This window comes from Streptomyces sp. NPDC096323, from assembly GCF_040302845.1.
Lineage (GTDB): Bacteria > Actinomycetota > Actinomycetes > Streptomycetales > Streptomycetaceae > Streptomyces.
The window spans coordinates 317795-343438 of record NZ_JBEOSI010000006.1 but is presented as its reverse complement, the minus strand read 5'-3'; the positions used below and the strand labels follow the sequence as shown (position 1 = coordinate 343438).

Genomic DNA, 25644 nt, shown 5'->3' with positions numbered 1-25644 from the left:
CCCGGTCTCCGTCTCCCGTACGCGAACGGCCCGGTTCGCCCGGTTCCGTACGGTGCGTCGGCTCCATCGGGCGAACTCCGCAGACGCCAGAAGGGGGGCGGCGTCCATGGACGCAGCCCCCCTCCCCGGTGGCTCAGCTCCTGCGGTCGCCCAGCACCGACTCGACGCCGGCCCGGATCTCGTCCGTCGCCAGGCCCCGGATCGTCAGCGTCGTCCGGCGCCGCAGCACGTCGTCCGCGGTCTCGGCCCACTCGTGGTCCCGCGCGTAGGCGACCTGCGCCCAGATCTCCGGCGCGTCGGGGTGGACGCGCTCGGCGAGCGCCGGGTTCTCGTTGGCCAGCCGGGCGATGTCGAAGGACAGCGAACCGTAGTGCGTGGCCAGGTGCCGCGCCGTGTCGGCCGACATCCGGGGACCGGGCGTACCCCCGTCGACGAGCAGCCGGTGCGCGACCGCGTTCGGGTTGGCGATGCCCGGCAGCGGCAGTTTCTTCGGCAGCCGGGCCATCGGCTCCATGTCCTCGGCCAGGGGGTGCCCGGGCAGCGCGGCCAGCTTGTTCATCACCGTGCGGCCAATGTGGCGGAACGTCGTCCACTTGCCGCCCGCGACGGACAGCATCCCGCCCCGTCCCTCGGTCACCACCGTCTCGCGCTTGGCCTTGGACGTGTCGCCGGGCCCGCCCGGCAGCACCCGCAGCCCCGCGAAGGAGTACGTGATCAGATCGCGCGACAGCTGCTGGTCCCGGATCGAGAACGCCGCCTCGTCCAGGATCTGCGCGGTGTCCTTCTCGGTCACCGAGACGTCCGCCGGGTCGCCCTCGTACTCCTCGTCCGTCGTGCCGAGCAGCAGCATGTCCTCCCACGGCAGGGCGAACGTGATGCGGTACTTGTCGATGGGTGTGGCCAGCGCGGCCTTCCACGGGCGGGTGCGCTTGAGCACCAGGTGGGCGCCCTTGGACAGACGTATGGAAGGCGCCGCGGCCGGGTCCTCCATCTTCCGCAGGTGGTCGACCCACGGACCGGTGGCGTTCAGCACCAGCCGGGCCGTGACCCCGAACTCCGTCCCGTCGGTGCGGTCCTCGAGGTCCGCGCCCGTCACCCGGCCCTTGGTGAACCGCAGCCCGGTCACCGCCGCGTGGTTGAGGACGGTCGCCCCCGCGTCGACGGCCGCGCGGACCGTCATCAGCGCCATCCGCGCGTCGTTCATCTGGTCGTCGCCGTACACCGCGACGGCCTTCAGATTGTCCGTACGCAGCTCCGGCACATCGCGCCGCGCCTTCGCCGGGCTGATCACATGCCCGACGCCGTCACCGAAGGCGGACAGCGCCGAGTAGGCGAACACGCCCGCGCCGAGCTTCGCCGCGCCGTGCGGCCCGCCCTTGTAGACGGGGAGGTAGAAGGTGAGCGGATTGGCCAGGTGGGGGGCCACCTGACGCGATACCGCACGGCGCTCGAAGTGGTTCTCCGCGACCAGCTTCACCGCGCCGGTCTGCAGGTAGCGCAGACCGCCGTGGAGCAGCTTGGAGGAGGCGGAGGAGGTGGCGCCGGCGAAGTCGCCGGCGTCCACCAGAGCCACCCGCAGCCCGGACTGCGCGGCGTGCCAGGCAGTGGAGATGCCCAGAATGCCGCCACCGATCACCAGGAGGTCGTACGTCGCCTTGGAGAGCTGCTCCCGAGTCTCGGCACGGCTCGGAAGGGAGCCGGAGGCCGGGTGCGTCCCGAGGGCGGGGACGCTCTGCAGGGTGGTCATGTTGTCTACTCCTCGTCGTCCAGCCAGCCCATGGTCCGTTCCACGGCCTTGAGCCAGCTCTTGTACTCGCGGTCGCGGATGTCCGCGTCCATGCGGGGGGTCCACTCGGCGGCCCGGCGCCAGTTGGCGCGCAGCGCGTCGGTGTCCGGCCAGAAGCCGACGGCCAGGCCGGCGGCGTAGGCGGCGCCGAGGCAGGTGGTCTCGGCGACCATCGGGCGCACCACGGGTGCGTCCAGGAAGTCGGCGAGCGTCTGCATCAGCAGGTTGTTGGAGGTCATTCCGCCGTCGACCTTGAGCGCGGTCAGCTCGACGCCGGAGTCCTTGGTCATGGCGTCGCTGATCTCGCGGGTCTGCCAGGCGGTGGCCTCCAGCACGGCACGGGCGATGTGCGCCTTGGTGACGTAGCGGGTGAGGCCCGCGATGACGCCGCGGGCGTCGGGGCGCCAGTACGGGGCGAACAGGCCGGAGAAGGCCGGCACGAAGTACGCGCCGCCGTTGTCCTCGACCGACGAGGCCAGGGTCTCGATCTCGGCGGCGGACTGGATCAGGCCCATCTGGTCGCGCATCCACTGCACCAGCGAACCGGTGACGGCGATCGAGCCCTCGAGGGCGTAGACCGGCTTCTGGTCGCCGATCCGGTAGCCGACCGTGGTCAGCAGCCCGTTGTAGGAGTTGACGGGTGTCTCGCCGGTGTTCATCAGCATGAAGGTGCCGGTGCCGTACGTGGACTTGGCCTCGCCCTCGGCGAAACACGTCTGGCCGAACAGCGCGGCCTGCTGGTCGCCGAGCGCGGAGGCGACCGGCACGCCGTCGAGCACGCCGCCCTTGGCGTTGCCGTACACCTCGGCCGAGGACCGGATCTCGGGCAGCAGGGCCGCCGGGATCTGCATGGAGGAGAGGATCTTCTCGTCCCACGTCATGGAGTGCAGGTTCATCAGGAGCGTGCGCGAGGCGTTGGTGACGTCGGTGACGTGGACGCCGCCGTCGGTGCCGCCGGTCAGGTTCCAGATGACCCAGGAGTCCATGGTGCCGAAGAGGATGTCCCCGCGCTCGGCGCGCTCGCGCAGGCCCTCGACGTTGTCGAGCAGCCAGCGGACCTTGGGGCCGGCGAAGTACGAGGCGAGCGGCAGCCCGGTCTCGCGGCGGAAACGGTCCTGGCCCACGTTGCGGCCGAGCTCCTTGCAGAGCGCGTCGGTGCGGGTGTCCTGCCAGACGAGGGCGTTGTGGACGGGCTCACCGGTGTGCTTGTCCCAGAGCAGCGTGGTCTCGCGCTGGTTGGTGATGCCGATCGCCTTCACGTCGGCGGCGGTGATGCCGGCCTTGACGATGGCGCCCGCCACGACCTCCTGGACGTTCTCCCAGATCTCGGTCGCGTTGTGCTCGACCCAGCCCGGCTTCGGGAAGATCTGCTCGTGCTCCTTCTGGTCGACGGAGACGATCCGGCCGTCCTTGTCGAAGACGATGCAGCGGCTGGAGGTGGTGCCCTGGTCGATGGCCGCGATGAACGGCCCGGTGCCGTGGGTGCCGGTGGTGTGTGCGTCGGTCACGGTGTGCTCCCGGAAGTCTGTGTGGTCTTGGGGGTGACGGCTGCGGGCCCTGTGGCTCACGCGAACGCGAGGTTGTAGAGCCCGCCGGCGATCGCGCCGCCGATGAGCGGTCCGACGACCGGGATCCAGGCGTAACCCCAGTCGGATCCGCCCTTGTTCGGCAGCGGAAGCAGCGCGTGCACGATACGCGGACCGAGGTCGCGAACCGGGTTGATCGCGTAGCCCGTCGGGCCGCCGAGCGAGAGACCGATGGAGACGACCACCAGCGAGGTGATCAGCGCGCCGAGTGTGCCGAGGCCGTTGCCGCCGTCGTTGAGGCCCTGGGTGAGGATCGCCAGGACCAGCACCACCGTGGCGATGACCTCGGTGACGACGTTCTGGACGGCGTTGCGGATCTCGGGACCCGTGGAGAAGATGCCGAGCACGGGTCCGGCCTTGGGGGCGGCAGCCTGGTCGACCATGCCCTCCTCACCCGTATGGGTGCTCAGGATCTCCGGATCGGTGAGATGGGCCCGGAACTGTCCGTAGTAGGCCAGCCAGACCAACGCCGCGCCGATCATCGCGCCGAACAGCTGGGAGCCGAGGTAGAGCGGTACGTCGCTCCACTTGGTGCCGCCCTCGATCGCCAGACCGACGGTGACGGCCGGGTTGAGATGCGCTCCGGAGACGCCGCCGACCAGATACGCGCCGGTAAGCACCGCGAAGCCCCACCCGAAGGTGATGGCGAGCCAGCCGGCGTTCTGTGCCTTCGAGTGCTTGAGCGTGACGGCGGCACAGACACCGACGCCGAGCAGGATGAGTACGGCGGTACCGATGGTCTCGCCGATGAAGATGTCGGAGCTGGACACCCGCGACTCCTTTGTCCTTCGTCCAGGGAAGCCGAACCCCGGGTCCCTCCGGTGGTCCGCGCCCTCAGGTGAGGGCGTTGCCGGCCCTTGCACTGTCACACACCCTAACGCGTATTTCCGTTAGCCGTTCGACAATGCCGACCGATGAACGGCAGTGTTTCTCCCCGGTGAATGAGGCGTCAAGGGTTGTGTGTCCTATAACTCGATCGTTACCGATGATGCCGCAGGGGCTTCAGAAGCGCCTGGCGCCCAGATCCCGGGACACCGCGCGGGCGCAGTCCCGTACGGCCGCGACCAGCTCGGGCCGCAGCTCTCCCTCCGCGCACACCCGCTCCACCGCACCGGTCACGGCCACGGCTCCCACCGGCATCCGGCGCCGGTCGTGGATCGGGGCGGCCACCGCGGCCACGCCCTCCCAGGTCTCCTCCACGTCGTCCGCCCAGCCGCGCGCGCGGATCAGGTCGAGCATCGACTCGAACTCCTCCGGATCGGTGACCGTGCGGGGCGTGAAGGACTGCCGCTCGGCCTCCATGACCTCCGTGTGGGCCATGGGGTCGTAGGCCGACAGGACCTTGCCCAGGGCTGTGGAGTGCAGCGGCTGCATGGCCCCGACCTCCAGGACCTGCCGGCTGTCGTCGGGGCGGAAGACGTGGTGGACGATCAGGACGCCCTGCTGGTGGAGCACGCCCAGGTGGGCGCTCTCGCCGCTGGAGCGGGCCAGGTCGTCCGTCCAGACCAGCGCCCGGGCCCGCAGCTCATGGACGTCCAGATAGCTGTTGCCCAGCCGCAGCAGCTCGGCGCCCAGCTGGTAGCGGCCGGAGGCCGCGTCCTGTTCCACGAAGCCCTCGTGCTGGAGCGTGCGCAGGATGCCGTGTGCGGTGCCCTTGGCCAGGCCCAGGGCGGAGGAGATGTCGGACAGTCCCAGCCGCCGCTCACCGCCCGCCAGCAGGCGCAGCATCGCGGCCGCCCGCTCCAGCGACTGGATGTTCTTGGCCATCGCGCCGTACTCCTCCACTCGGTTCGACAATGCTGAACACTATCGGTCGATGCCGACCCGTGCTCGATCGCATGGGAATTCTGCGGCACCCCGGCAGCCCGGAACGACCGCTCGCACAGCATGACGTCCGATGCGTGGGACAGAGTGACGCGCTCAGGCACCGCCCGGCTACTCTGGCCGGGTGCGCCTTCCGCCGAAGCCGCAAAGCCGACAGCCGTCGCATCCCAGGGAGTACATCCATGGCCTCGTTGCCGACCCCTTCCGCCGACAGCCGGAACCGAGCCGAAGCCCTTCGTGAGGCGCTCGCCACCCGGGTCGTGGTGGCCGACGGTGCCATGGGCACCATGCTCCAGGCGCAGGACCCCACGCTGGAGGACTTCCAGAACCTCGAGGGCTGCAACGAGATCCTGAACCTCACGCGCCCCGACATCGTGCGATCGGTGCACGAGGAGTACTTCGCGGTCGGCGTGGACTGCGTGGAGACGAACACCTTCGGCGCGAACCACTCGGCGGCGAACGAGTACGAGATCGCCGACCGGATCGTCGAACTGTCCGAGGCGGGCGCCCGCATCGCCCGCGAGGTCGCCGACGAGTTCGCCGCGAAGGACGGTCGCCCGCGCTGGGTCCTCGGCTCCATCGGTCCCGGCACCAAACTGCCCTCGCTCGGCCACATCGCGTACGACGTGCTTCGGGACGGCTACCAGCAGAACGCCGAGGGCCTGCTCGCCGGCGGGGCGGACGCGCTGATCGTGGAGACCACGCAGGACCTGCTGCAGACCAAGTCCAGCCTCATCGGCGCGCGCCGCGCGATGGACGCCCTGGGCGTCGACGTGCCGCTGATCTGCTCGCTCGCCTTCGAGACGACCGGCGTCATGCTGCTCGGCTCCGAGATCGGCGCCGCGCTGACCGCCCTGGAGCCGCTCGGTATCGATCTGATCGGGCTGAACTGCTCGACGGGCCCGGCCGAGATGAGCGAGCACCTGCGCTACCTGGCCCAGCACTCGCGTACGCCGCTGATGTGCATGCCGAACGCGGGCCTGCCGGTGCTGACCAAGGACGGCGCGCACTTCCCGCTCGACCCGGAGGGACTGGCGGACGCGCAGGAAACCTTCGTGACCGACTACGGCCTGTCGCTGATCGGCGGCTGCTGCGGTACGACGCCCGAGCACATGCGCCAGGTCGTCGAGCGGGCCCGCGCCCTCACGCCGGCCGTCCGCGACCCGCGCCCCGAGCCCGGCGCGGCCTCGCTCTACCAGACGGTGCCGTTCCGACAGGACATCTCGTACCTGGCGATCGGTGAGCGGACCAACGCCAACGGGTCGAAGAAGTTCCGCGAGGCCATGCTCGAAGCGCGCTGGGACGACTGCGTGGAGATGGCCCGCGACCAGATCCGCGAAGGCGCGCACATGCTCGACCTGTGTGTCGACTACGTGGGGCGTGACGGCGTCGCGGACATGGAGGAGCTGGCCGGCCGCTTCGCGACCGCTTCCACCCTCCCGATCGTGCTGGACTCCACGGAGCTGCCGGTGCTGCGGGCGGGTCTTGAGAAGCTGGGCGGGCGTGCGGTCCTGAACTCGGTGAACTACGAGGACGGCGACGGCCCCGACTCGCGCTTCGTGAAGGTCACCCAGCTGGCCGCCGAGCACGGTGCCGCGCTGATCGCGCTGACGATCGACGAGGAGGGCCAGGCCCGGACCGTCGAGCACAAGGTCGCGATCGCCGAGCGGCTCATCGAGGACCTGACCGGGAACTGGGGCATCCGGGAGTCGGACATCCTGATCGACTGCCTGACCTTCACGATCTGCACGGGTCAGGAGGAGTCCCGCAAGGACGGCATCGCGACGATCGAGGCGATCCGCGAGCTGAAGAAGCGCCACCCCGACGTCCAGACCACCCTGGGTCTGTCGAACATCTCCTTCGGTCTGAACCCGGCCGCCCGCGTGGTGCTGAACTCCGTCTTCCTCGACGAGTGCGTGAAGGCGGGTCTCGACTCGGCGATCGTGCACGCCTCGAAGATCCTGCCCATCGCCCGCCTGGACGAGGAGCAGGTCAAGGTCGCCCACGACCTGGTCTACGACCGCCGCGCCGAGGGTTATGACCCCCTGCAGAAGCTCATGGAGCTGTTCGAGGGCGTCAACATGAAGTCGATGAAGGAGGGCAAGGCCGAGGAACTCCTCGCCCTGCCCCTCGACGAGCGCCTCCAGCGGCGGATCATCGACGGCGAGAAGAAGGGCCTGGAGGCCGACCTCGACGAGGCCCTGCAGACCCGCCCCGCGCTCGACATCGTCAACGACACCCTGCTGGAGGGCATGAAGGTCGTCGGCGAGCTGTTCGGCTCCGGCCAGATGCAGCTTCCGTTCGTCCTCCAGTCCGCCGAGGCGATGAAGACCGCCGTGGCCTACCTGGAGCCGCACATGGAGAAGTCGGACGCGGAGGGCAAGGGCACCATCGTCCTGGCCACCGTGCGCGGCGACGTCCACGACATCGGCAAGAACCTCGTCGACATCATCCTGTCCAACAACGGCTACAACGTCGTCAACATCGGCATCAAGCAGCCCGTCTCGGCGATCCTGGAAGCCGCCGACGAGCACAAGGCCGACGTGATCGGCATGTCCGGCCTCCTGGTCAAGTCCACCGTGATCATGAAGGAGAACCTCCAGGAGCTCAACCAGCGCAAGCTGGCCGCCGACTACCCCGTCATCCTGGGTGGCGCCGCCCTCACCCGCGCCTACGTCGAACAGGACCTCCACGAGATCTACGAGGGCGAAGTCCGCTACGCCCGCGACGCCTTCGAGGGTCTGCGCCTCATGGACGCCCTGATCGGCGTCAAGCGCGGCGTCCCCGGCGCCACCCTCCCCGAACTCAAGCAGCGCCGCGTCCCCGCACGCGAGAGCGCGGTTCTGGAGGTCGAGGAGCCCGAGGAGGGCGTGCGCTCCGACGTCGCCGTCGACAACCCGGTCCCCACCCCGCCGTTCTGGGGGAGCCGGGTCGTCAAGGGCATCCCGCTCAAGGAGTACGCCTCCTGGCTCGACGAGGGCGCGCTCTTCAAGGGCCAGTGGGGCCTCAAGCAGGCCAGGGCCGGCGACGGACCGACGTACGAGGAACTCGCCGAGACCGAGGGCCGGCCGCACCTGCGCGGCTGGCTCGACAAGCTCCACACCGAGAACCTTCTGGAAGCCGCCGTCGTCTACGGCTACTACCCCTGCGTGTCCAAGGGCGACGACCTGATCCTGCTCCACGAGGACGGCTCCGAGCGCACCCGCTTCACCTTCCCGCGCCAGCGCCGTGGCCGTCGCCTGTGCCTCGCCGACTTCTTCCGTCCCGAGGAGTCCGGCGAGACCGACGTCGTCGGCCTCCAGGTCGTCACGGTCGGCTCGAAGATCGGCGGCGAGACCGCCAAGCTCTTCGAAGCCAACTCCTACCGCGACTACCTGGAGCTGCACGGTCTGTCCGTCCAGCTCGCCGAGGCCCTCGCCGAGTACTGGCACGCCCGGGTCCGCTCCGAGCTCGGCTTCGCGGGCGACGACCCGGCCGACGTCGAGGACATGTTCGCGCTCAAGTACCGCGGCGCGCGCTTCTCCCTCGGATACGGCGCCTGCCCGGATCTGGAGGACCGCGCGAAGATCGCCGACCTGCTCCAGCCGGAGCGGATCGGAGTGCACCTCTCGGAGGAGTTCCAGCTCCACCCCGAGCAGTCCACCGACGCGATCGTCATCCACCACCCCGAGGCGAAGTACTTCAACGCGCGGTAGGACTCCGTTCAACGCGCGGTAGCAGCAGGAGTCGTACACTGGTCGGTCCAGTGCAGGCCGGTCGCCCTCCCTCCGGGAAAGGCGGCCGGCCTTCTCGTCCCTCATGGAAGGTGTGCCGGATGACCAGTACGATCCCCGCGTCCCCGACCCGTACGGCCGAGGGCGGCGCCCTGCAGGCCGTCCTGCTCGACATGGACGGCACCCTCGTGGACACCGAGGGCTTCTGGTGGGACGCCGAGGTGTCGGTCTTCGCCGATCTGGGGCACCGGCTGGACGAGGCGTGGAAGGACGTGGTCGTCGGCGGCCCGATGACCCGCAGCGCCGGATACCTCATGGACGTCACCGGCGCGGACATCACCCTCGACGAACTGACCGTGCTGCTCAACGACCGTTTCGAAAAGCGCATCGCCGACGGTGTGCCGCTGATGCCGGGTGCGGCGCGGCTGCTCGCCGAACTCGCGAGACACGAGGTCCCCACCGCACTCGTGTCCGCCTCGCACCGCCGGATCATCGACCGGGTCCTGGACTCGGTGGGCCGTCACCACTTCGCGCTCACCGTCGCAGGCGACGAGGTCACCCGCACGAAGCCCCACCCGGAGCCCTACCTCACGGCCGCGCGCGGCTTCGGGGCCGACCCGCGGCTCTGTGCCGTCATCGAGGACACACCGACCGGGGTGGCCGCCGCGGAGGCCGCGGGATGCCGGGTGGTCGCCGTACCGTCCGTGTCGCCGATCGCACCGGCCGCCGGCCGGGTCGTCGTCGGTTCGCTCGAAGAGGTCGATCTCGCATTCCTCCGGGGGCTGGTGACGGGAGCGCGGTGATCCGCGCACCGAGAGTATTTCTGTGAATGAATGGAAAAGCTCTCGCGAAAGGCCGTGCGTTTTGTGTCGCAACCCGGTGTTCATTAGGCGGGAACATGTCACATTGACCGGTCGCATCGCGCGTGACCTTCCTCACTCATTCGGTGCTCGAAGCGCCACGAAAATCTGTCGCACCGCCCGTCGGGTGTGTCCAAGTGTCCCGATTGGTGAATCCGTGTACGAATCATTCCGCGTGCGCGAATTCGTCTCACCGCCGAGTTCGCCGCATCCCTGAATAGGTGCGGCGCAGGACCGGTCCGGCCAGGACGAGGTGCCTACTAATGTCGTTTTCTCCATGACCGCATGAGGGAGAACGTCCACGATGAACCGCAAGACTCTGGTGCTGCCGGCCGTTGTCGGCCTGCTCGCGCCCGTACTCGCCGCCTGCGGCGCGTCGGACGGCGGGAGCGATGGCAACGGCGCCATCGTTGTCGGCACTACGGACCAGTTCGTCGCCTCGAAGGACGCCCCCGCGCCTCTCGACCCCGCCATCGGCTACGAGGCGGGCGTCTGGAACGTACTGCGACAGACGGTCCAGACCCTGACGCACATCCCGCGCAGCGGCGGCCGGCCGGAGCCCGAGGCCGCCGAGAGCTGCCTGTTCACCGACAGGGCCAACGAGAGCTACCGCTGCACCCTGCGCAGCGGGCTGACCTTCGCGGACGGCAGCCCGGTCACCGCAGAGGACGTCAAGTACTCCATCGACCGCGTGATCCGGATCAAGTCCACCAACGGGCCGGTGGTCCTGCTCAACAACATCGACACCATCGAGACCAAGGGCGACCGCGAGGTCGTATTCCACCTCCGGACCCCGGACGCCACCTTCCCGTACAAACTCGCGACACCGCCGGCCGGAATAGTCCAGCGGGATAAATACCCCGCGAACACGGCGCGCACCGGATTCCAGGTGGACGGCTCCGGCCCGTACACGATGAAGCCGGAAGTGAAGAACGGCCATGTGGAGAAGGTCGTCTTCACCAGGAACCCCCGCTACAAGGGGGATCTCAAGGTGCTGAACGAGAAGGTCGAACTGGATTCCTTCCCGGACGCCACGGCCATGGGCAAGGCGCTCGACGAGAAGAAGATCGACATGATGACCCGCACCATGTCGCCGAAACAGGCCCAGCAGATGGTCGAGCACCCCGAGGACAGCATCAAGCTCACCGAAATGCCCGGCCTCGCCATCCGGTACCTCGGCTTCGACACCGAGGACCCCGCCGTGAAGAACAAGGCGGTCCGCCAGGCCATGGCGCAGATCATCGACCGGGGTGAGATCGCGAGCGAGGTGTACGGCACCACCGCCGAGCCGCTGTACTCGCTGATCCCGTCCAGCATCGCCGGACACACGAACTCGTTCTTCAACAAGTACGGCGAACCCAGCGCGGCCAAGGCCGCCGCGATCCTGAAGCACGCCGGGATCGACACCCCGGTGAAGTTCACCCTGAACTACACGAGCGACTACTACGGCTCAGCCACCGCCGACGAGTTCAGGACGCTGCAGCGGCAGCTCAACAGCACCGGACTCTTCGACGTCACCGTCAAGGGCACCCCCTGGGCGAAGTACCGCCCCGCGGAGCTGCGCGGCGAGTACGCCGCGTACGGCATGGGATGGTTCCCCGACTTCCCCGACCCGGACAACTACACGGCGCCGTTCCTCGACAAGGACAACTTCCTCAACTCGCCCTACCGGTCGGCCGCGGCCCAGGCGCTCATCCCGGAATCCCGCCGGGAAGCAGACCGCAGCGCCGCCGCCAAGACCTTCCAGCGGCTCCAGGACATCGTCGCCGAGGACGTCCCCGTCCTGCCCGTCTGGCAGGGCAAGCAGTACGTCGCCTCCCGCGAAGGCCTCACGGGTGTCGAATGGGCGGTCACCTCGTCCGCCGACATCAACCTCTGGGAACTCGGCACCAACTGATCCGCCGCCCCGGCCGCCCGTCCCCGCAGGGGGTCACTGGGCGCCGGGGCGCACCAGCCCGCTCTCGTACGCGTACACCGCGGCCTGCACCCGGTCGCGCAGCCCCAGCTTGGTCAGCACATGGCCTACATGCGTCTTGACCGTGGTCTCGCTGACGAACAGATCGGCGGCGATCTCCGCGTTCGACAGGCCGCGGGCCACCAGCTTCAGGACCTCCACCTCCCGGTCCGTGAGCGTGTGCAGGGTGTCCGGCACCGGCTCCTCGCCGGAGGGCAGATGGTCCGCGTACTTGTCGAGCAGCCGTCGCGTGATGCTCGGAGCGAGCATCGCCTCGCCGCCGGCGACCACCCGGATCGCCTGCACCAGCTCGTTGGCCGGAGCATCCTTCAGCAGGAAGCCGCTGGCACCCGCCCGCAGTGCCTCCACCACGTACTCGTCGAGATCGAAGGTGGTCAGCACCAGCACCTTCGCCGGACCGTCCCGCCCCGGACCGGTGATCTGACGCGTCGCCTCGACCCCGTCCATCCGCGGCATCCGGATGTCCATCAGCACCACATCGGGCTGCAGCGCCCGCACCTGGTCGAGCGCCTGGAGACCGTCACCGGCCTCGCCCACCACCGCGAGATCGCCCTCCGCCTCCAGAATCATCCGGAAGCCGGTGCGCAGCAGTGGTTGGTCGTCGACCAGCAGGACGCGGATTGCCACGGGATCTCCTCAATGTCCTTCAAGGGCACCAGGCCGGCCGGCCTCGGCCCGGACCGGCTCCATTCTGCCCTGGTCATCCTGCGGCGACCGAGCCGGGCGCACCGACAACGGATACACCGGGGGAGTCCCGCCGAATTCGGGACAGAGCGCCTGATGGTCGCACCAGCCGCACAGCTTCGTCGGCCGCGGCCGCCACTCACCGGTCTCCGTGGCCAGCGAGATCGCGTCCCACAGCGCCAGCAGCTTGCGCTCCACCCGCTCCAGGTCCGCCACCACCGGGTCGTACGTCATCACGTCGCCGCTGCCGAGGTAGACCAGCTGGAGCCGGCGCGGCACCACACCCCTGAGCCGCCAGATGACCAGCGCGTAGAACTTCATCTGGAACAGCGCACCCTCCGCGTACTCCGGACGCGGCGCCTTTCCCGTCTTGTAGTCCACGATCCGGACCTCGCCCGTCGGCGCCACGTCGATCCGGTCGATGACCCCGCGCAGCCGCAGCCCCGACTCCAGCTCGGTCTCGACGAACATCTCCCGCTCGGCCGGCTCCAGGCGCGTCGGATCCTCCAGCGAGAACCAGCGCTCCACCAGCCGCTCCGCCTCCGCCAGCCACCGCGTGAGCCGCTCGCCCTCCGGATCCTCGGCGAACAGCTCCGCCAGCTCCGGCTTCGACTCCAGCAGCCGGTCCCACTGGGCCGGGATCAGCGACGTGGCCCGGCCGGGGGTGCGCTCGGGGGCGGGGTTGTCGAAGAGCCGCTCCAGCACCGCGTGCACCAGCGTGCCCCGGGTCGCGGCCTCACTGGGCTTCTGCGGCAGTCTGTCGATGACCCGGAAGCGGTACAGCAGGGGGCACTGCATGAAATCGCTCGCCCTCGACGGCGAAAGGGACGAGGGTGGCTGGGGCGGACGGGGCACAGAGGTCATGACGAAGACCCTACGGCCCGCCACTGACATCAATCGGCATACCATCGACCACAGACCCTCGAACACTGCATGACCGTGCCGAAACGGCACCGACCGAAGGGACCCCGTGGACGAGAGCGGCAACAGCGGGCGGCCGCAGCCCGGCGCAGGGGACAAAGGCCCCGGCGACGGCCCCGACAAGGGCGCACCGGGACGCGGGGAAGAGCCGGGAGGCGGCATCCTCATGGGCCGCCCCTTCGGGGTACCGGTCTACGTGGCGCCCAGCTGGTTCGTCGTGGCCGCCCTCATCACCTGGGTCTTCGGCGGCCAGCTCGACCGCGTCCTGCCCGACCTCGGCGCGGCGCGCTACCTGGTCGCCCTCTTCTTCGCGATCGCGTTCTACGCCTCCGTCCTCGTCCACGAACTCGCGCACACGGTCGCCGCCCTGCGCTACAAGCTCCCCGTCCGCCGCATCCAGCTCCAGTTCTTCGGCGGCGTCTCCGAGATCGAGAAGGAGTCCGAGACCCCCGGCCGCGAATTCGTCCTCGCCTTCGTCGGCCCGTTGCTCTCCCTCGTCCTCGCCGGTGTCTTCTACATCCCGATGAAGTTCGTCGAAGCCGGCACCGTCCCCGGCGTCCTGCTCGGCGGACTGATGATCTCCAACCTCATCGTCGCCGCGTTCAACCTCCTGCCCGGCCTGCCCCTCGACGGCGGCCGGATGCTGCGCGCGGTCGTGTGGAAGATCACCGGCCGCCCGATGAGCGGCACCGTCGCCGCCGCCTGGGTCGGCCGCGCTCTCGCCGTCGTCACCCTCATCGGCCTGCCGCTCCTCACCCACACCGAACTCCTCGGGAACGGCGACCGCGAGATCAGCGGCATGGACACCGTGACCGACGCCCTGCTCGCCGCGATCCTCGCCGCGATCATCTGGACCGGCGCGGGCAACAGCCTGCGCATGGCCCGGCTCCGCGAACACCTTCCCGACCTGCAGGCCCGCGCCCTCACCCGGCGCGCCGTCCCGGTCGAGGCCGACACCCCGCTCTCCGAGGCCCTGCGCCGGGCCAACGAGGCAGGCGCCCGCGCCCTCGTCGTCGTCGACGCCACCGGCGACCCCAAGGCCGTCGTCCGGGAGGCCGCCATCGTCGCCGTCCCCGAACACCGCCGCCCCTGGGTCGCCGTCGGCGGCCTCGCCCAGGACCTCACCGACGGCATGAAGGTCTCCGCCGAACTCGCCGGTGAACCCCTCCTGGACCGCCTCAAGGCCAGCCCCGCCACCGAGTACCTCGTCGTCGAGGACACCGGTGAGATCTACGGGGTGCTGTCCACCGCCGACGTCGAGCGGGCGTTCGTCGCCGCCATGGCCCGCCCCACCGCCTGAGTGGCCGCCGGCCCCCGGGGCGGGCGGTCGGAGCCCCCCGAAACACCGGTACGCTGGTCACATGTCTGAACCGACCGGTGCCGCCCGCCGACGCGGGCCCTTCAAGGTCGGGGACCAGGTCCAGCTCACGGATCCCAAGGGACGCCACTACACCTTCACGCTCGAAGCCGGAAAGAACTTCCACACCCACAAGGGTTCTTTCTCGCACGACGAGCTGATCGGTGCTCCCGAGGGCAGTGTTGTCCGTACCACGGGAAACGTCGTCTACCTGGCGCTGCGCCCCCTGCTCCCCGACTACGTCCTGTCCATGCCCCGCGGCGCCGCCGTGGTCTACCCCAAGGACGCGGGTCAGATCCTGGCCTTCGCCGACATCTTCCCCGGCGCCCGCGTCGTGGAAGCCGGCGTCGGATCCGGCGCACTCTCCACCTTCCTGCTCCGCGCCATCGGCGAGCAGGGCATGCTGCACTCCTACGAGCGCCGCGAGGACTTCGCCGAGATCGCCCAGCAGAACGTCGAGCGCTATTTCGGCAGCCCGCACCCCGCATGGCAGCTCACCGTCGGCGACCTCCAGGACAACCTGAGCGAAACCGACGTGGACCGCGTCATCCTGGACATGCTCGCGCCCTGGGAGTGCCTGGACGTCGTCTCCAAGGCGCTCGTCCCCGGCGGCATCCTCTGCGCGTACGTCGCCACCACCACCCAGCTCTCCCGGACGGTCGAGTCCATCCGCGAGATCGGCTGCTTCGCCGAACCGCAGCCCTGGGAGTCGATGATCCGCAACTGGCACGTCGAGGGCCTCGCCGTACGCCCGGACCATCGCATGATCGGCCACACCGGCTTCCTCGTCACCGCCCGCCGGCTGGCCGACGGGGTCCAGGCCCCGCCGCGCCGCCGCCGCCCCTCCAAGGGCGCCTACGGCGACGACTACACCGGCCCGGGCAGCCAGAGCGGCTCCGACCGCGACTGAACCAGGGGCGCGGCCCGTGCCGCGCGCCCCGACGTACCGGCGCCGCCGCCGGGTTCCCGGACCGACCCGGGAACCCGGCGGCGGCGCCTTTTCGTTTCCGCCTTCCCTGCCCGGGAGCCGGGCGGTGCACGCCGAGCGCGATCCGTAGCGACCCCACCGTTCCGCTGCCGTGTGAGGTGTGGCACGATGCTGGCCACCCCCACCCCGCCGCCGACGTCCCGCCGACGGCACTGCCCTTCGGGCATTCCGCACCACAGGAACCACAGGAGACCTCCCGCGTGCAGACCTCCGCGCTCCCGGACCTCGCGCACACCGACACCAAGCCGATGCACTGGCTCGCCACCGCAGCGGCCATGGCCGCCGTCGTCGCCGCAGCCGGTCTGCTCCAGCCCGACGCGAGCGCTTTGGCCTCCACGCCCCACCGCACCGCGGCGCAGCGCGGCGCGCCGTCCCCCGCGCCCGACCCGGCCCGTGCGGACTTCCCCCTGGAATGCGGCGGTGCGGGCTACACCGTGACCAAGCAGGCTCCCGGCGACCTGGACGGCGACGGGCGGCCGGAAACAGTCGCGGTGGTCCACTGCGCGGCCGGATCCGGTACCCCGCCCAGCGGCGTCTACGTGCTCACACAGGGGAGCGCGGCCGCACCGCGGATCGTCGCGACCCTGGTGGACCCCGTCCAGAAGATGAGTGTCGGCGACTTCGCCGTGCGTGACGGCGTCGTCTCCGCGACGCTGCTCGGTTACTCCTCGCCCGAGGTGCCGTCCTGCTGCCCGGACGAGCAGGAGAAGGTCACCTGGCAGTGGCAGAACGGCGCCTTCGTCCGCAGCAGCCAGTCGACGGACCCGGCCGGCGCCGGCGTCTGACCGTCACCCGGCGTGTCCGCCGTGCCGCCCGGGACGGCGGCAGGGCGCCTCGTACCGGACCGGGCCGTGGACGGGACCGCGGTCAGGCGGCCTCGGGGCCGTAGACCTCGACCCTGTCCGAAACGCGCCGTACATGAATGCAGTCGCCCGGGCACTCCTTGGCCGAATCGACCACGTCCTGCAGGATCGGCAGCGGGACCCGCGTGGTCGCGCCCTTGTCCTGGAGCAGCTCGTCCTGATCGCTCTTCACATAGGCGAGACCGTCGATGTCCAGCTCGAACACCTCCGGCGCGTACTGCACGCAGATCCCGTCCCCCGTGCAGAGGTCCTGGTCGATCCAGACCTCCAGGTCCTGCGTCTCGCTGCCGGTGGGAGCGTCCTGCTGCGCGGTCATTTCGCCTGCCGTTTCCTGCGTATCCGAACCAAAAAAAGCCAGCCCTGGCGGGTGTTGAACACTTCGACGATACAACCGGCGGCTTTCCGATGTTGAAGGGTGGGTATTCCCCTGACACGAGGGAGAGCGCAAGGGTGAAGATCGGACACACCCCAGAGTCTTTGTGATCTAGGGGTTTCAATCATCACCCACCCAGGTAGGGTCAGGAAGCGTCCAGCTCCCCTTGGAGGAGGTGAGGACCGTGGCAGCCCACGACGACGACATCAACCGCGGCATCCGGCCCGGGCGGGGGTCCGAAGACCCCGCCGGCCAGGTCGCCTATCTCGAGCAGGAAATCGCCGTCCTGCGACGTAAGCTCGCCGACTCTCCGCGTCATACGAGGATTCTCGAAGAGCGGATCGTCGAGTTGCAGACCAACCTCGCAGGCGTGTCCGCTCAGAACGAGCGGCTCGCCAGTACACTCCGCGAGGCCCGCGACCAGATCGTGGCCCTCAAGGAAGAGGTCGACCGGCTCGCACAGCCGCCGGCCGGCTTCGGTGTGTTCCTGCAGGCGAACGAGGACGGTACCTGCGACATCTTCACCGGGGGCCGCAAGCTCCGGGTGAACGTCAGTCCCAGCGTTGAGCTCGAGGACCTCCGGCGCGGCCAGGAAGTCATGCTCAACGAAGCGCTCAACGTGGTCGACGCCATGGAATTCGAGCGGGCCGGGGACATCGTCACCCTCAAGGAAATCCTCGAGGACGGCGAACGGGCCCTGGTGATCGGGCACACCGACGAGGAACGGGTGGTGCGGCTCGCCGAGCCGTTGCTGGACATCACCATCCGCCCCGGCGACGCCCTGCTGCTCGAACCCAGGTCCGGCTACGTCTACGAAGTCGTCCCCAAGAGCGAGGTCGAAGAGCTCGTCCTCGAAGAAGTCCCGGACATCGACTACGACAAGATCGGTGGACTGGGCGACCAGATCGAACTCATCCGGGACGCGGTCGAGCTCCCCTACCTGCACCCGGACCTCTTCAAGGAGCACGAGCTCCGGCCGCCGAAGGGCATCCTGCTCTACGGTCCGCCTGGCTGCGGCAAGACGCTCATCGCCAAGGCCGTGGCCAACTCCCTTGCCAAGAAGGTCGCCGAAGTCACCGGCCAGCCCGCCGGGAAGAGCTACTTCCTGAACATCAAGGGCCCGGAGCTTCTCAACAAGTACGTCGGCGAGACCGAGCGCCACATCCGCCTGGTCTTCCAGCGTGCCCGTGAGAAGGCGAGTGAGGGTACCCCCGTCATCGTCTTCTTCGACGAGATGGAGTCCCTGTTCCGTACCCGGGGATCCGGCGTCAGCTCGGACGTGGAGAACACCATCGTCCCCCAGCTGCTCGCCGAGATCGACGGCGTCGAGGGCCTGGAGAACGTCATCGTCATCGGCGCCTCCAACCGCGAGGACATGATCGACCCCGCGATCCTGCGACCCGGCCGCCTCGATGTGAAGATCAAGATCGAGCGTCCGGACGCGGAGGCGGCGAAGGACATCTTCGCGAAGTACCTCACGCCCTCGCTGCCCCTGCACGCGGACGATCTCGCGGAGCACACCGGCTCCAAGGAGGCCGCGGCTCACGCGATGATCCAGTCGGTCGTCGAGCGGATGTACACCGAGTCCGAGGAGAACCGCTTCCTCGAGGTCACGTACGCCAACGGCGACAAGGAAGTCCTCTACTTCAAGGACTTCAACTCCGGCGCGATGATCCAGAACATCGTCGACCGGGCCAAGAAGATGGCCATCAAGGCATTCCTCGAGCACGGCCAGAAGGGCCTGCGCGTCTCCCACCTCCTCCAGGCCTGCGTGGACGAGTTCAAGGAGAACGAGGACCTGCCGAACACCACCAACCCGGACGACTGGGCCAGGATCTCCGGCAAGAAGGGCGAGCGGATCGTCTTCATCCGCACGCTCGTCACCGGAAAACAGGGCGCGGACACCGGTCGCTCCATCGACACGGTGGCGAACACCGGGCAGTACCTCTAGAAGGCGTACCGGCTGCGGATGCCCGGCCGGGCATCCGCAGCCGGTTGCTTTCCGGACAGCTCCCACGACACCGCAGTAATGACGTAATTGATCTCCCCACCGGCACAGAGGCGTTCTAGGCTCTGGCATACCGCCCGGTCGCGCAGTGCGGGAACGGGCAGACCGCGCACGCACCGGAGAAGAAGCGGTACTTGAGCGCCGCCCCGCAAGGGAGCGTCGCCGGGCAAGGAGGGCCGCATGACCGTACGGCGAGTAATGGGCATCGAGACCGAGTACGGGATCTCCGTGCCCGGCCACCCCAGCGCCAATGCCATGCTCACCTCGTCCCAGATCGTCAACGCCTACGCGGCGGCGATGCACCGGGCGCGCCGCGCCCGCTGGGACTTCGAGGAGGAGAACCCGCTGCGCGACGCGCGAGGCTTCGACCTCGCCCGCGAGACCGCCGACTCCAGCCAGCTCACCGACGAGGACATCGGCCTGGCCAATGTCATCCTCACCAACGGCGCACGGCTCTACGTCGACCACGCGCACCCCGAGTACAGCTCGCCGGAGATCACCAATCCGCGGGACGCGGTCCTGTGGGACAAGGCCGGCGAACGCATCATGGCCGAGGCGGCCGAGCGCGCGGCCCAGCTGCCGGGCGCCCAGCCGATCCACCTCTACAAGAACAACACCGACAACAAGGGCGCCTCGTACGGCACCCACGAGAACTACCTGATGAAGCGCGAGACCCCGTTCTCGGACATCGTGCGCCATCTGACGCCGTTCTTCGTCTCGCGCCAGGTCGTCACCGGAGCGGGCCGGGTCGGGATCGGCCAGGACGGCCACGAGCACGGTTTCCAGATCAGTCAGCGCGCCGACTACTTCGAGGTCGAGGTCGGTCTGGAGACCACCCTCAAGCGCCCCATCATCAACACGCGCGACGAGCCCCACTCCGACGCCGAGAAGTACCGCCGGCTCCACGTGATCATCGGAGACGCGAACCTCTCGGAGATCTCCACCTACCTCAAGCTGGGCACCACCTCGCTGGTCCTCTCCATGATCGAGGACGGTTTCATCAATGTCGACCTGGCCGTCGACCAGCCGGTGCGCACCCTGCACCAGGTCTCGCACGACCCGGACCTCCAGCAGCTGATCACGCTGCGCAGCGGCCGGACACTCACCGCGGTGCAGCTCCAGATGGAGTATTTCGAGCTGGGCCGCAAATACGTGGAGGAGCGGTACGGGGCGGACGCCGACGAGCAGACCAAGGACATCCTGGTCCGCTGGGAGGACACGCTCAACCGGCTGGAGAACGATCCGATGAGCCTGTCGCGCGAGCTGGACTGGATCGCGAAGCGGGAGCTCATGGAGGGCTACCGCCGCCGCGACAGCCTGGACTGGGACGCGCCGCGCCTGCACCTGGTGGACCTGCAGTACGCCGACGTACGGGCCGAGAAGGGCCTCTACAACCGCCTGGTGGCCCGCGGCCGGATGAACCGCCTGCTGGACGAGGACGAGGTGCAGAAGGCCCGTACGGCGCCTCCGGAGGACACCAGGGCGTATTTCCGCGGTCGCTGCCTGGAGCAGTACGCGGACGACGTGGCCGCGGCCTCCTGGGACTCGGTCATCTTCGACCTGCCGGGCCACGACTCCCTTCAGCGGGTTCCCACCATGGAGCCGCTGCGGGGCACCCGGGACCACGTCAAGGCCCTCCTGGACCGCTGCCGCACGGCGGAGGAGCTGGTCCGGGTGCTGTCGGGCGGCTGAAAGGGCCGCCGACTGGGAATCATTCCGATGACCTCCGGACGTTGAGACAAGTACCGGGCCAATGTCGGACCCCGTAGGTAGGGTCTGATCAAGTGCTTCGAACCGAGCGGGGTGAGCTATATGGCGACCAAGGACACCGGCGGCGGACAGCAGAAGGCGACGCGATCCACCGAGGAGACCGAGGAGCAGGCGCAGGAGGCGCAGGGCTCCGAGGATCTCAAGGAGCGGCAGGAGAAGCTGAGCGACGACGTCGACGACGTCCTGGACGAGATCGATGACGTCCTCGAGTCCAACGCCGAGGACTTCGTGCGCTCATTCGTCCAAAAGGGCGGGGAGTAGCCGGCCCGGCGCCCTGGCCGATGACCGGCGTGCGGCACGGGCTCCGGCCCGTGCCGCACGACCGCGGGCACGGACCGCGATCGGTCCGAATGCCTCCGCCACACATGTGGATCACCGCCGCCGGACGGGTAGGGTCCGTGGCATACGGTGCTTCAACTGCAATTCGGCCGTAGGCAAGTTGGGAGATGATCCTGACACCTTGCGCAGGGCCATCGCTTACCTGGAGGGAAACGCGTGGAAGCCAACACTCGTAGCACCGGGCGTCTACCAGCTGCCTTCCTGACGCCCGGGTCCTCTTCGTTCATGGACTTCCTGTCCGACCAGTCGCCCGGGATGCTCCCGGGCAACCGGCAGCTGCCGCCCATGAAGGGGGCAATCGAGGCGCCGCACGGCACCACGATCGTCGCCGCGTCCTTCCCCGGCGGGGTGGTCCTGGCGGGTGACCGGCGGGCGACCATGGGCAACATGATCGCGCAGCGCGACATCGAGAAGGTCTTCCCGGCCGACGAGTACTCGGCGGTGGGCATCGCCGGCACGGCCGGACTGGCCGTGGAGATGGTCAAGCTCTTCCAGCTGGAGCTGGAGCACTTCGAGAAGGTCGAGGGTGCTCAGCTCTCCCTGGAGGGCAAGGCGAACCGGCTCTCCACGATGATCCGCAGCAATCTCGCGATGGCCATGCAGGGCCTCGCCGTGGTGCCGCTCTTCGCCGGCTACGACGTCGACCGGGAGCGGGGCCGGATCTTCAGCTACGACGTCACCGGCGGCCGCTCCGAGGAGCACGGGTACGCGTCCACCGGCTCCGGCTCGATCTTCGCCCGTGGCTCGATGAAGAAGCTCTACCGCGAGGACCTGACGGAGGAGCAGACGCTCACGCTGGTCGTGCAGGCGCTGTACGACGCGGCGGACGACGACTCGGCGACCGGCGGACCGGACGTGGCCCGCCGTATCTATCCGATCGTCACCGTCATCACCGACGAGGGCTTCCGGAAGCTGACCGAGACGGAATCCGCCGAGATCGCCCGCTCGATTCTGGAACGCCGGCTGGAACAGCCCGACGGCCCGCGCGCCGCGCTGCTCTGACCGCCCGTTCCGAGGCTTCTTCGATGCTCCCGCCACTGACAGAAAGGGACGGATAGCCGGTGTCGACGCCGTTCTATGTCTCACCTCAGCAGGCCATGGCCGACCGGGCGGAATACGCCCGGAAGGGCATCGCCCGTGGTCGCAGCCTGGTAGTGCTGCAGTACGCCGACGGCATTGTGTTCGTCGGCGAGAACCCGTCCCGTGCGCTGCACAAGTTCAGCGAGATCTATGACCGGATCGGTTTCGCCGCCGCCGGCAAGTACAACGAGTACGAGAATCTCCGCATCGGCGGAGTGCGTTATGCCGATCTGCGCGGATATACCTATGACCGCGACGATGTGACGGCGCGTGGACTGGCGAACGTCTACGCGCAGACGCTCGGCACCATCTTCTCCAGCGCGGCCGAGAAGCCGTACGAGGTGGAGCTGGTGGTCGCCGAGGTCGGCGCCGGGCCCGAGGGCGACCAGATCTACCGGCTGCCGCACGACGGCTCGATCGTGGACGAGCACGGCTCTGTCGCGGTCGGCGGAAACGCGGAGCAGATCAGTACCTTCCTGGACCAGCGCCACCGGGACGGGATGTCTCTCGCCGAGGCGCTGAAGCTGGCGGTTCAGGCGCTGTCCCGCGATCCCAACGGCAGTGAGCGGGAGATCCCCGCCGAGCGGCTGGAGGTCGCGGTCCTGGACCGTACGCGGCCGCAGCAGCGCAAGTTCAAGCGCATCATCGGCCGGCAGCTGGCCCGGCTGCTGGAGGCCGACGGCGCCGGTGCGACGCCTACCGACGCCCCCTCGGACACGGAGGACGGCGAAGGCGCGGACACCTCCGCAGACACCTCAGCGGCCACGAAGGACACGGACAAGCCGGGCACGAAGAAGGCCGGCCCGGATTCCTCCGCGGCCGGCGAGTCCACCGACTCCGGCGGCGACGTCGAGTAGCCGGTTCCGCGCGTGCCCGCGATGCCCCGGTCCGCCTCCTCGGCGGGCCGGGGCACCGTCATGAGGAGGGGGGTGCGCTGGAGCCCCGTACGACCAGGTGCACGGGCAGGCTGCCGGCCTGGGCCGCGCGGCCCTCCAGCACGGCCAGCAGGGCGCTCATGCCGCGCTCGCCCACCTGCTCGGCCGGCAGTCGCACCGTGGTGAGCTCCGGTTCCACCGCTGTCGCCAGGGCCAGATCGTCGAAGCCGGTGACGGAGACGTCGTCCGGCACGCGCAGCCCGAGCCGGCGTGCGGCCTTGCAGGCGCCCGCGGCCAGGATGTCGTCGTCGCAGACCAGGGCGGTGGGGCGGGGCCCGGGGAGCCCGAGCGCACGTTCCGCCGCCTCCACACCGGCCCGTACGTTCAGCGCGGCCGGCACGGTGCGGACCTCGGTGCCGGACACCCCCCGCAGGGCCTCGTGGAGGGCGCGGGCGCGGACCGCGAACGTCCAGGAGTCGACGGCCGAGGCGAGGTGGACGAAGCGGCGGTGGCCGAGGGCGAGCAGATGTTCCGTCACCTGACGCATCCCGTCGGCGATGTCGAGGTTGACGCGGGCCGCGGGGCCCGGCGCCGCGGGATCGCTGTCCAGCATCACCAGGGGCAGCCCGGCGCCGTGCAGCGCGCCGAGGGCGTCGGCCGCCATGGAGGAGGCGATCACCCCGTCCAGGGCGGCGCGTGCCGAGGCGAAGGGGTCCCGGGCCGGGCCTGTGCCGTCCGGTGACGGATAGAGGACCACGCCGAAGCCGTGTTCGGCGGCGACCGCCGCGGCGCCGGTGTAGACCCGGGCGAAGAACTCGTTGGTGAGGGCGGGGACCACGAGCAGGGCGGTCCTGGTGCGGCCGAGGCGCAGATTGCGGGCGGCCAGGTTGGGCCGGTAGCCGAGGTCCCGGGCGGCGTCGCGCACCCGCCCGACGGTGGTCTCGGAGACCCTGCCCTGCCACTTCTCGCCGAGGACCAGGGAGACCGTGGCCTGGGAGACGCCTGCGGCCCGTGCGACGTCGCGGCTGGTGGGCCGGGGCGGGCCGGGCGGTGCTGGGCTGGTCACGCGGGCCTCCCGGCCGGTCGGGGCAGGCGCCGTGAGGTGGACCTGCGGACTGGGCTCATGGTACGTATGAACCAGGAAGTTATACGTAAAACCTCGGGTGCCCGAAGGGCGCTCCAAGGAGAGGGCGGGACATGGCCGCGGGATATCTGGACATCCTCCGGGCGCGGCATGCCGCCCGGCTGCTGACGGGAACCCTGGTGGGGCGGCTGCCGAACGGCACCGCGCCCATCGCGATCGTGCTGTTCACCCGTGCGGAGGGAGGCAGCTACGCCCTCGCGGGCGCACTCGCCGCCGTGTACGGACTGGGCACGGCGGTCGGACAGCCGCTGCTGGGCCGTGCCGTCGACCTGTACGGCCAGCCACGCGTCCAGCTGCCCGCCGCCGTGCTGTCGGCCCTCGGCATGGCCCTGCTCGCCGTGGCGGGCTTCGGATCGCTCCCGCTCGCCTACGCGGCCGTCGCCGTCGCAGGGGTGGCCACCCCGCCCCTGGAGGGGGGCCTGCGGGCGCTGTGGCCGAGCGTCCTCGGCGGCGAGGACCGGGTGCATCGCGCGTACGCCATGGACGCGGTCGCGCAGGAAGTCATGTTCACGGTCGGACCGCTGCTGGTGACGGTGCTGGTCTCCCTCTGGTCGCCCGCCGCCGCGCTGCTCGTCATCAACGCGATCGGTGTCCTCGGGGCGCTCTCCGTCGTCCTGTCCGAGCCGTCCAGGACCTGGCGCTCCGCTCCGCGCGAGGCGCACTGGCTGGGGGCGCTGCGCTCGCCCGGACTGCTGGCGCTGCTCGGCTCCTTCTTCTTCGTCGGACTGGCCCTGGGATCCATCACGGTGGCGGGCGTCGCCTATGCCGACGACCACGGCCAGGAGTCCGTCTACGGATGGCTGATGGCCGCTCTCGGGCTGGGCGCGCTGCTCGGCGGCACGGTGTACGGGGCACGGCAGTGGTCGGGGCCGCCCGAGCGCAGGCTCCGGGTGATCGTGGCGCTGCTGGCGCTCGGCTATCTGCCGCTGATGCTGACGCCGGGCGTGGTGGCGATGACCGTGCTGGCCGCCGTCGCCGGGGTGTTCCTCGCCCCGGCCATCGCCTGCTCGTTCATCGTCGTCGACCGGCACGCCCCGCGGGGCACGGTGACGGAGGCGTTCTCCTGGCTCGTCACGACGTTCGGGGTGGGCGCGGCGGCGGGCACGGCCGTGGCGGGTCCGGCCGTCGAACTGGGCGGGACCGTGTGGAGCTTCGCCGTCGCGGCGGCCGGGGGAGCGGCCGCGCTGCTCGTACTGCTGGCCACCGGAAAGGTCCTCGCGGCTCCGGGACGCGGTGCTGTCGCGGCGCACGGTCCGCAGGACGGCCGCGACGGCGCCGCCGAACCCGGCCTGAGCCCGGAACCCCAGGCATGAAGGGAAGCGCCCTGGGCGTCCGGGACCGCCCGGACGCGGCGCCGCGACACCCCCGTCGCCGGGGCCGGTGGAGTGGTGACGCCGCCCGTTCCCCGGGCCGCCGGAAAGGTCCTCGCAGCTCCCGGGCGCGGTGCTCTCGTGGTGCGAGGATCGAAAATGATCGGAACGGTGCCGTCGAACCCGGT

The 25644-nt window shown here is 69.7% G+C and carries 20 protein-coding genes and 1 pseudogene; 13 read left to right on the top strand and 8 right to left on the bottom strand.

Annotated elements, in window-relative coordinates:
- Positions 1 to 133: 133 nt before the first annotated feature.
- The 4 genes from ABTX18_RS19160 to ABTX18_RS19145 form a co-directional block, all read right to left on the bottom strand.
- A complete protein-coding gene (locus ABTX18_RS19160; protein WP_352123873.1) occupies positions 134 to 1747 on the bottom strand; it encodes a glycerol-3-phosphate dehydrogenase/oxidase in 1614 nt (537 codons plus the stop codon).
- A gap of 5 nt (positions 1748 to 1752) precedes the next feature.
- The gene (gene glpK / locus ABTX18_RS19155) at positions 1753 to 3294 is read right to left on the bottom strand and encodes a glycerol kinase GlpK (protein WP_352123872.1); all 1542 of its coding nucleotides are present in this window, start codon (positions 3292 to 3294) and stop codon (positions 1753 to 1755) included.
- A gap of 56 nt (positions 3295 to 3350) precedes the next feature.
- Positions 3351 to 4142 (bottom strand): MIP/aquaporin family protein, encoded by a 792-nt coding sequence (locus ABTX18_RS19150; RefSeq protein WP_352123871.1) that lies wholly within the window; start codon positions 4140 to 4142, stop codon positions 3351 to 3353.
- 232 nt (positions 4143 to 4374) lie between these two features.
- Positions 4375 to 5139, bottom strand: a complete 765-nt coding sequence (locus tag ABTX18_RS19145) for an IclR family transcriptional regulator (protein WP_352124018.1) — start codon at positions 5137 to 5139, stop codon at positions 4375 to 4377.
- A gap of 239 nt (positions 5140 to 5378) precedes the next feature.
- Between ABTX18_RS19145 and metH the strand changes: the two genes are divergently transcribed.
- From metH to ABTX18_RS19130, 3 genes are all read left to right on the top strand, one after another.
- A complete protein-coding gene (gene metH, locus ABTX18_RS19140; protein WP_352123870.1) occupies positions 5379 to 8891 on the top strand; it encodes a methionine synthase in 3513 nt (1170 codons plus the stop codon).
- Positions 8892 to 9010: 119 nt separating this feature from the next.
- On the top strand, positions 9011 to 9712 hold the full coding sequence (locus tag ABTX18_RS19135; RefSeq protein WP_352123869.1) for an HAD family hydrolase: 702 nt from the start codon (positions 9011 to 9013) through the stop codon (positions 9710 to 9712).
- Positions 9713 to 10073: 361 nt separating this feature from the next.
- On the top strand, positions 10074 to 11666 hold the full coding sequence (locus tag ABTX18_RS19130) for an ABC transporter substrate-binding protein (RefSeq protein WP_352123868.1): 1593 nt from the start codon (positions 10074 to 10076) through the stop codon (positions 11664 to 11666).
- A gap of 33 nt (positions 11667 to 11699) precedes the next feature.
- On the opposite strand, the gene ABTX18_RS19125 is transcribed toward ABTX18_RS19130, so the two are convergent.
- The gene (locus ABTX18_RS19125; protein ID WP_148016141.1) at positions 11700 to 12371 is read right to left on the bottom strand and encodes a response regulator; all 672 of its coding nucleotides are present in this window, start codon (positions 12369 to 12371) and stop codon (positions 11700 to 11702) included.
- Positions 12372 to 12380: 9 nt separating this feature from the next.
- Positions 12381 to 13226, bottom strand: coding sequence for a RecB family exonuclease (locus ABTX18_RS19120; RefSeq protein ID WP_352124017.1), 846 nt, complete (start codon positions 13224 to 13226; stop codon positions 12381 to 12383).
- A 172-nt stretch (positions 13227 to 13398) separates the two neighbouring features.
- On the opposite strand from ABTX18_RS19120, the gene ABTX18_RS19115 reads away from it, so the two are divergent.
- From ABTX18_RS19115 to ABTX18_RS19105, 3 genes are all read left to right on the top strand, one after another.
- Positions 13399 to 14649 carry a site-2 protease family protein gene (locus ABTX18_RS19115; RefSeq protein ID WP_352123867.1) on the top strand — a complete coding sequence of 417 codons (1251 nt, stop codon included), beginning with the start codon at positions 13399 to 13401 and terminating at the stop codon, positions 14647 to 14649.
- A 61-nt stretch (positions 14650 to 14710) separates the two neighbouring features.
- Positions 14711 to 15616: a tRNA (adenine-N1)-methyltransferase gene (locus tag ABTX18_RS19110; RefSeq protein ID WP_352123866.1), complete on the top strand. Its 906-nt coding sequence runs from the start codon at positions 14711 to 14713 to the stop codon at positions 15614 to 15616.
- A 278-nt stretch (positions 15617 to 15894) separates the two neighbouring features.
- Positions 15895 to 16479 (top strand): hypothetical protein, encoded by a 585-nt coding sequence (locus tag ABTX18_RS19105; RefSeq protein ID WP_352123865.1) that lies wholly within the window; start codon positions 15895 to 15897, stop codon positions 16477 to 16479.
- An 82-nt stretch (positions 16480 to 16561) separates the two neighbouring features.
- Here the strand turns inward: ABTX18_RS19105 and ABTX18_RS19100 are convergent, their stop codons facing one another.
- Entirely contained in the window at positions 16562 to 16873 is a 312-nt protein-coding gene (locus ABTX18_RS19100; RefSeq protein WP_352123864.1) for a ferredoxin, read from the bottom strand.
- A gap of 241 nt (positions 16874 to 17114) precedes the next feature.
- Between ABTX18_RS19100 and arc the strand changes: the two genes are divergently transcribed.
- The 6 genes and pseudogenes from arc to prcA all read left to right on the top strand — a co-directional run bounded on the left by arc (position 17115) and on the right by prcA (position 22984).
- Entirely contained in the window at positions 17115 to 18881 is a 1767-nt protein-coding gene (gene arc, locus ABTX18_RS19095) for a proteasome ATPase (protein WP_352123863.1), read from the top strand.
- Positions 18882 to 19118: 237 nt separating this feature from the next.
- The gene (dop, locus tag ABTX18_RS19090; RefSeq protein ID WP_352123862.1) at positions 19119 to 20630 is read left to right on the top strand and encodes a depupylase/deamidase Dop; all 1512 of its coding nucleotides are present in this window, start codon (positions 19119 to 19121) and stop codon (positions 20628 to 20630) included.
- Positions 20631 to 20750: 120 nt separating this feature from the next.
- Complete coding sequence (locus ABTX18_RS19085) at positions 20751 to 20969, top strand: ubiquitin-like protein Pup (protein WP_352123861.1); 219 nt, start codon at positions 20751 to 20753, stop codon at positions 20967 to 20969.
- 91 nt (positions 20970 to 21060) lie between these two features.
- Positions 21061 to 21252: pseudogene (locus ABTX18_RS19080) on the top strand (endonuclease domain-containing protein); the annotation flags it as partial.
- On the top strand, positions 21204 to 22049 hold the full coding sequence (prcB, locus tag ABTX18_RS19075) for a proteasome subunit beta (RefSeq protein ID WP_352123860.1): 846 nt from the start codon (positions 21204 to 21206) through the stop codon (positions 22047 to 22049). The pseudogene ABTX18_RS19080 and the gene prcB, both read left to right, overlap by 49 nt.
- Before the next feature lie 59 nt (positions 22050 to 22108).
- Positions 22109 to 22984, top strand: a complete 876-nt coding sequence (prcA, locus tag ABTX18_RS19070) for a proteasome subunit alpha (RefSeq protein WP_352123859.1) — start codon at positions 22109 to 22111, stop codon at positions 22982 to 22984.
- A gap of 58 nt (positions 22985 to 23042) precedes the next feature.
- Here the strand turns inward: prcA and ABTX18_RS19065 are convergent, their stop codons facing one another.
- On the bottom strand, positions 23043 to 24068 hold the full coding sequence (locus ABTX18_RS19065) for a LacI family DNA-binding transcriptional regulator (protein ID WP_352123858.1): 1026 nt from the start codon (positions 24066 to 24068) through the stop codon (positions 23043 to 23045).
- Between the two features lie 131 nt (positions 24069 to 24199).
- Between ABTX18_RS19065 and ABTX18_RS19060 the strand changes: the two genes are divergently transcribed.
- Positions 24200 to 25459: an MFS transporter gene (locus ABTX18_RS19060; protein WP_352123857.1), complete on the top strand. Its 1260-nt coding sequence runs from the start codon at positions 24200 to 24202 to the stop codon at positions 25457 to 25459.
- Positions 25460 to 25644: the final 185 nt, after the last annotated feature.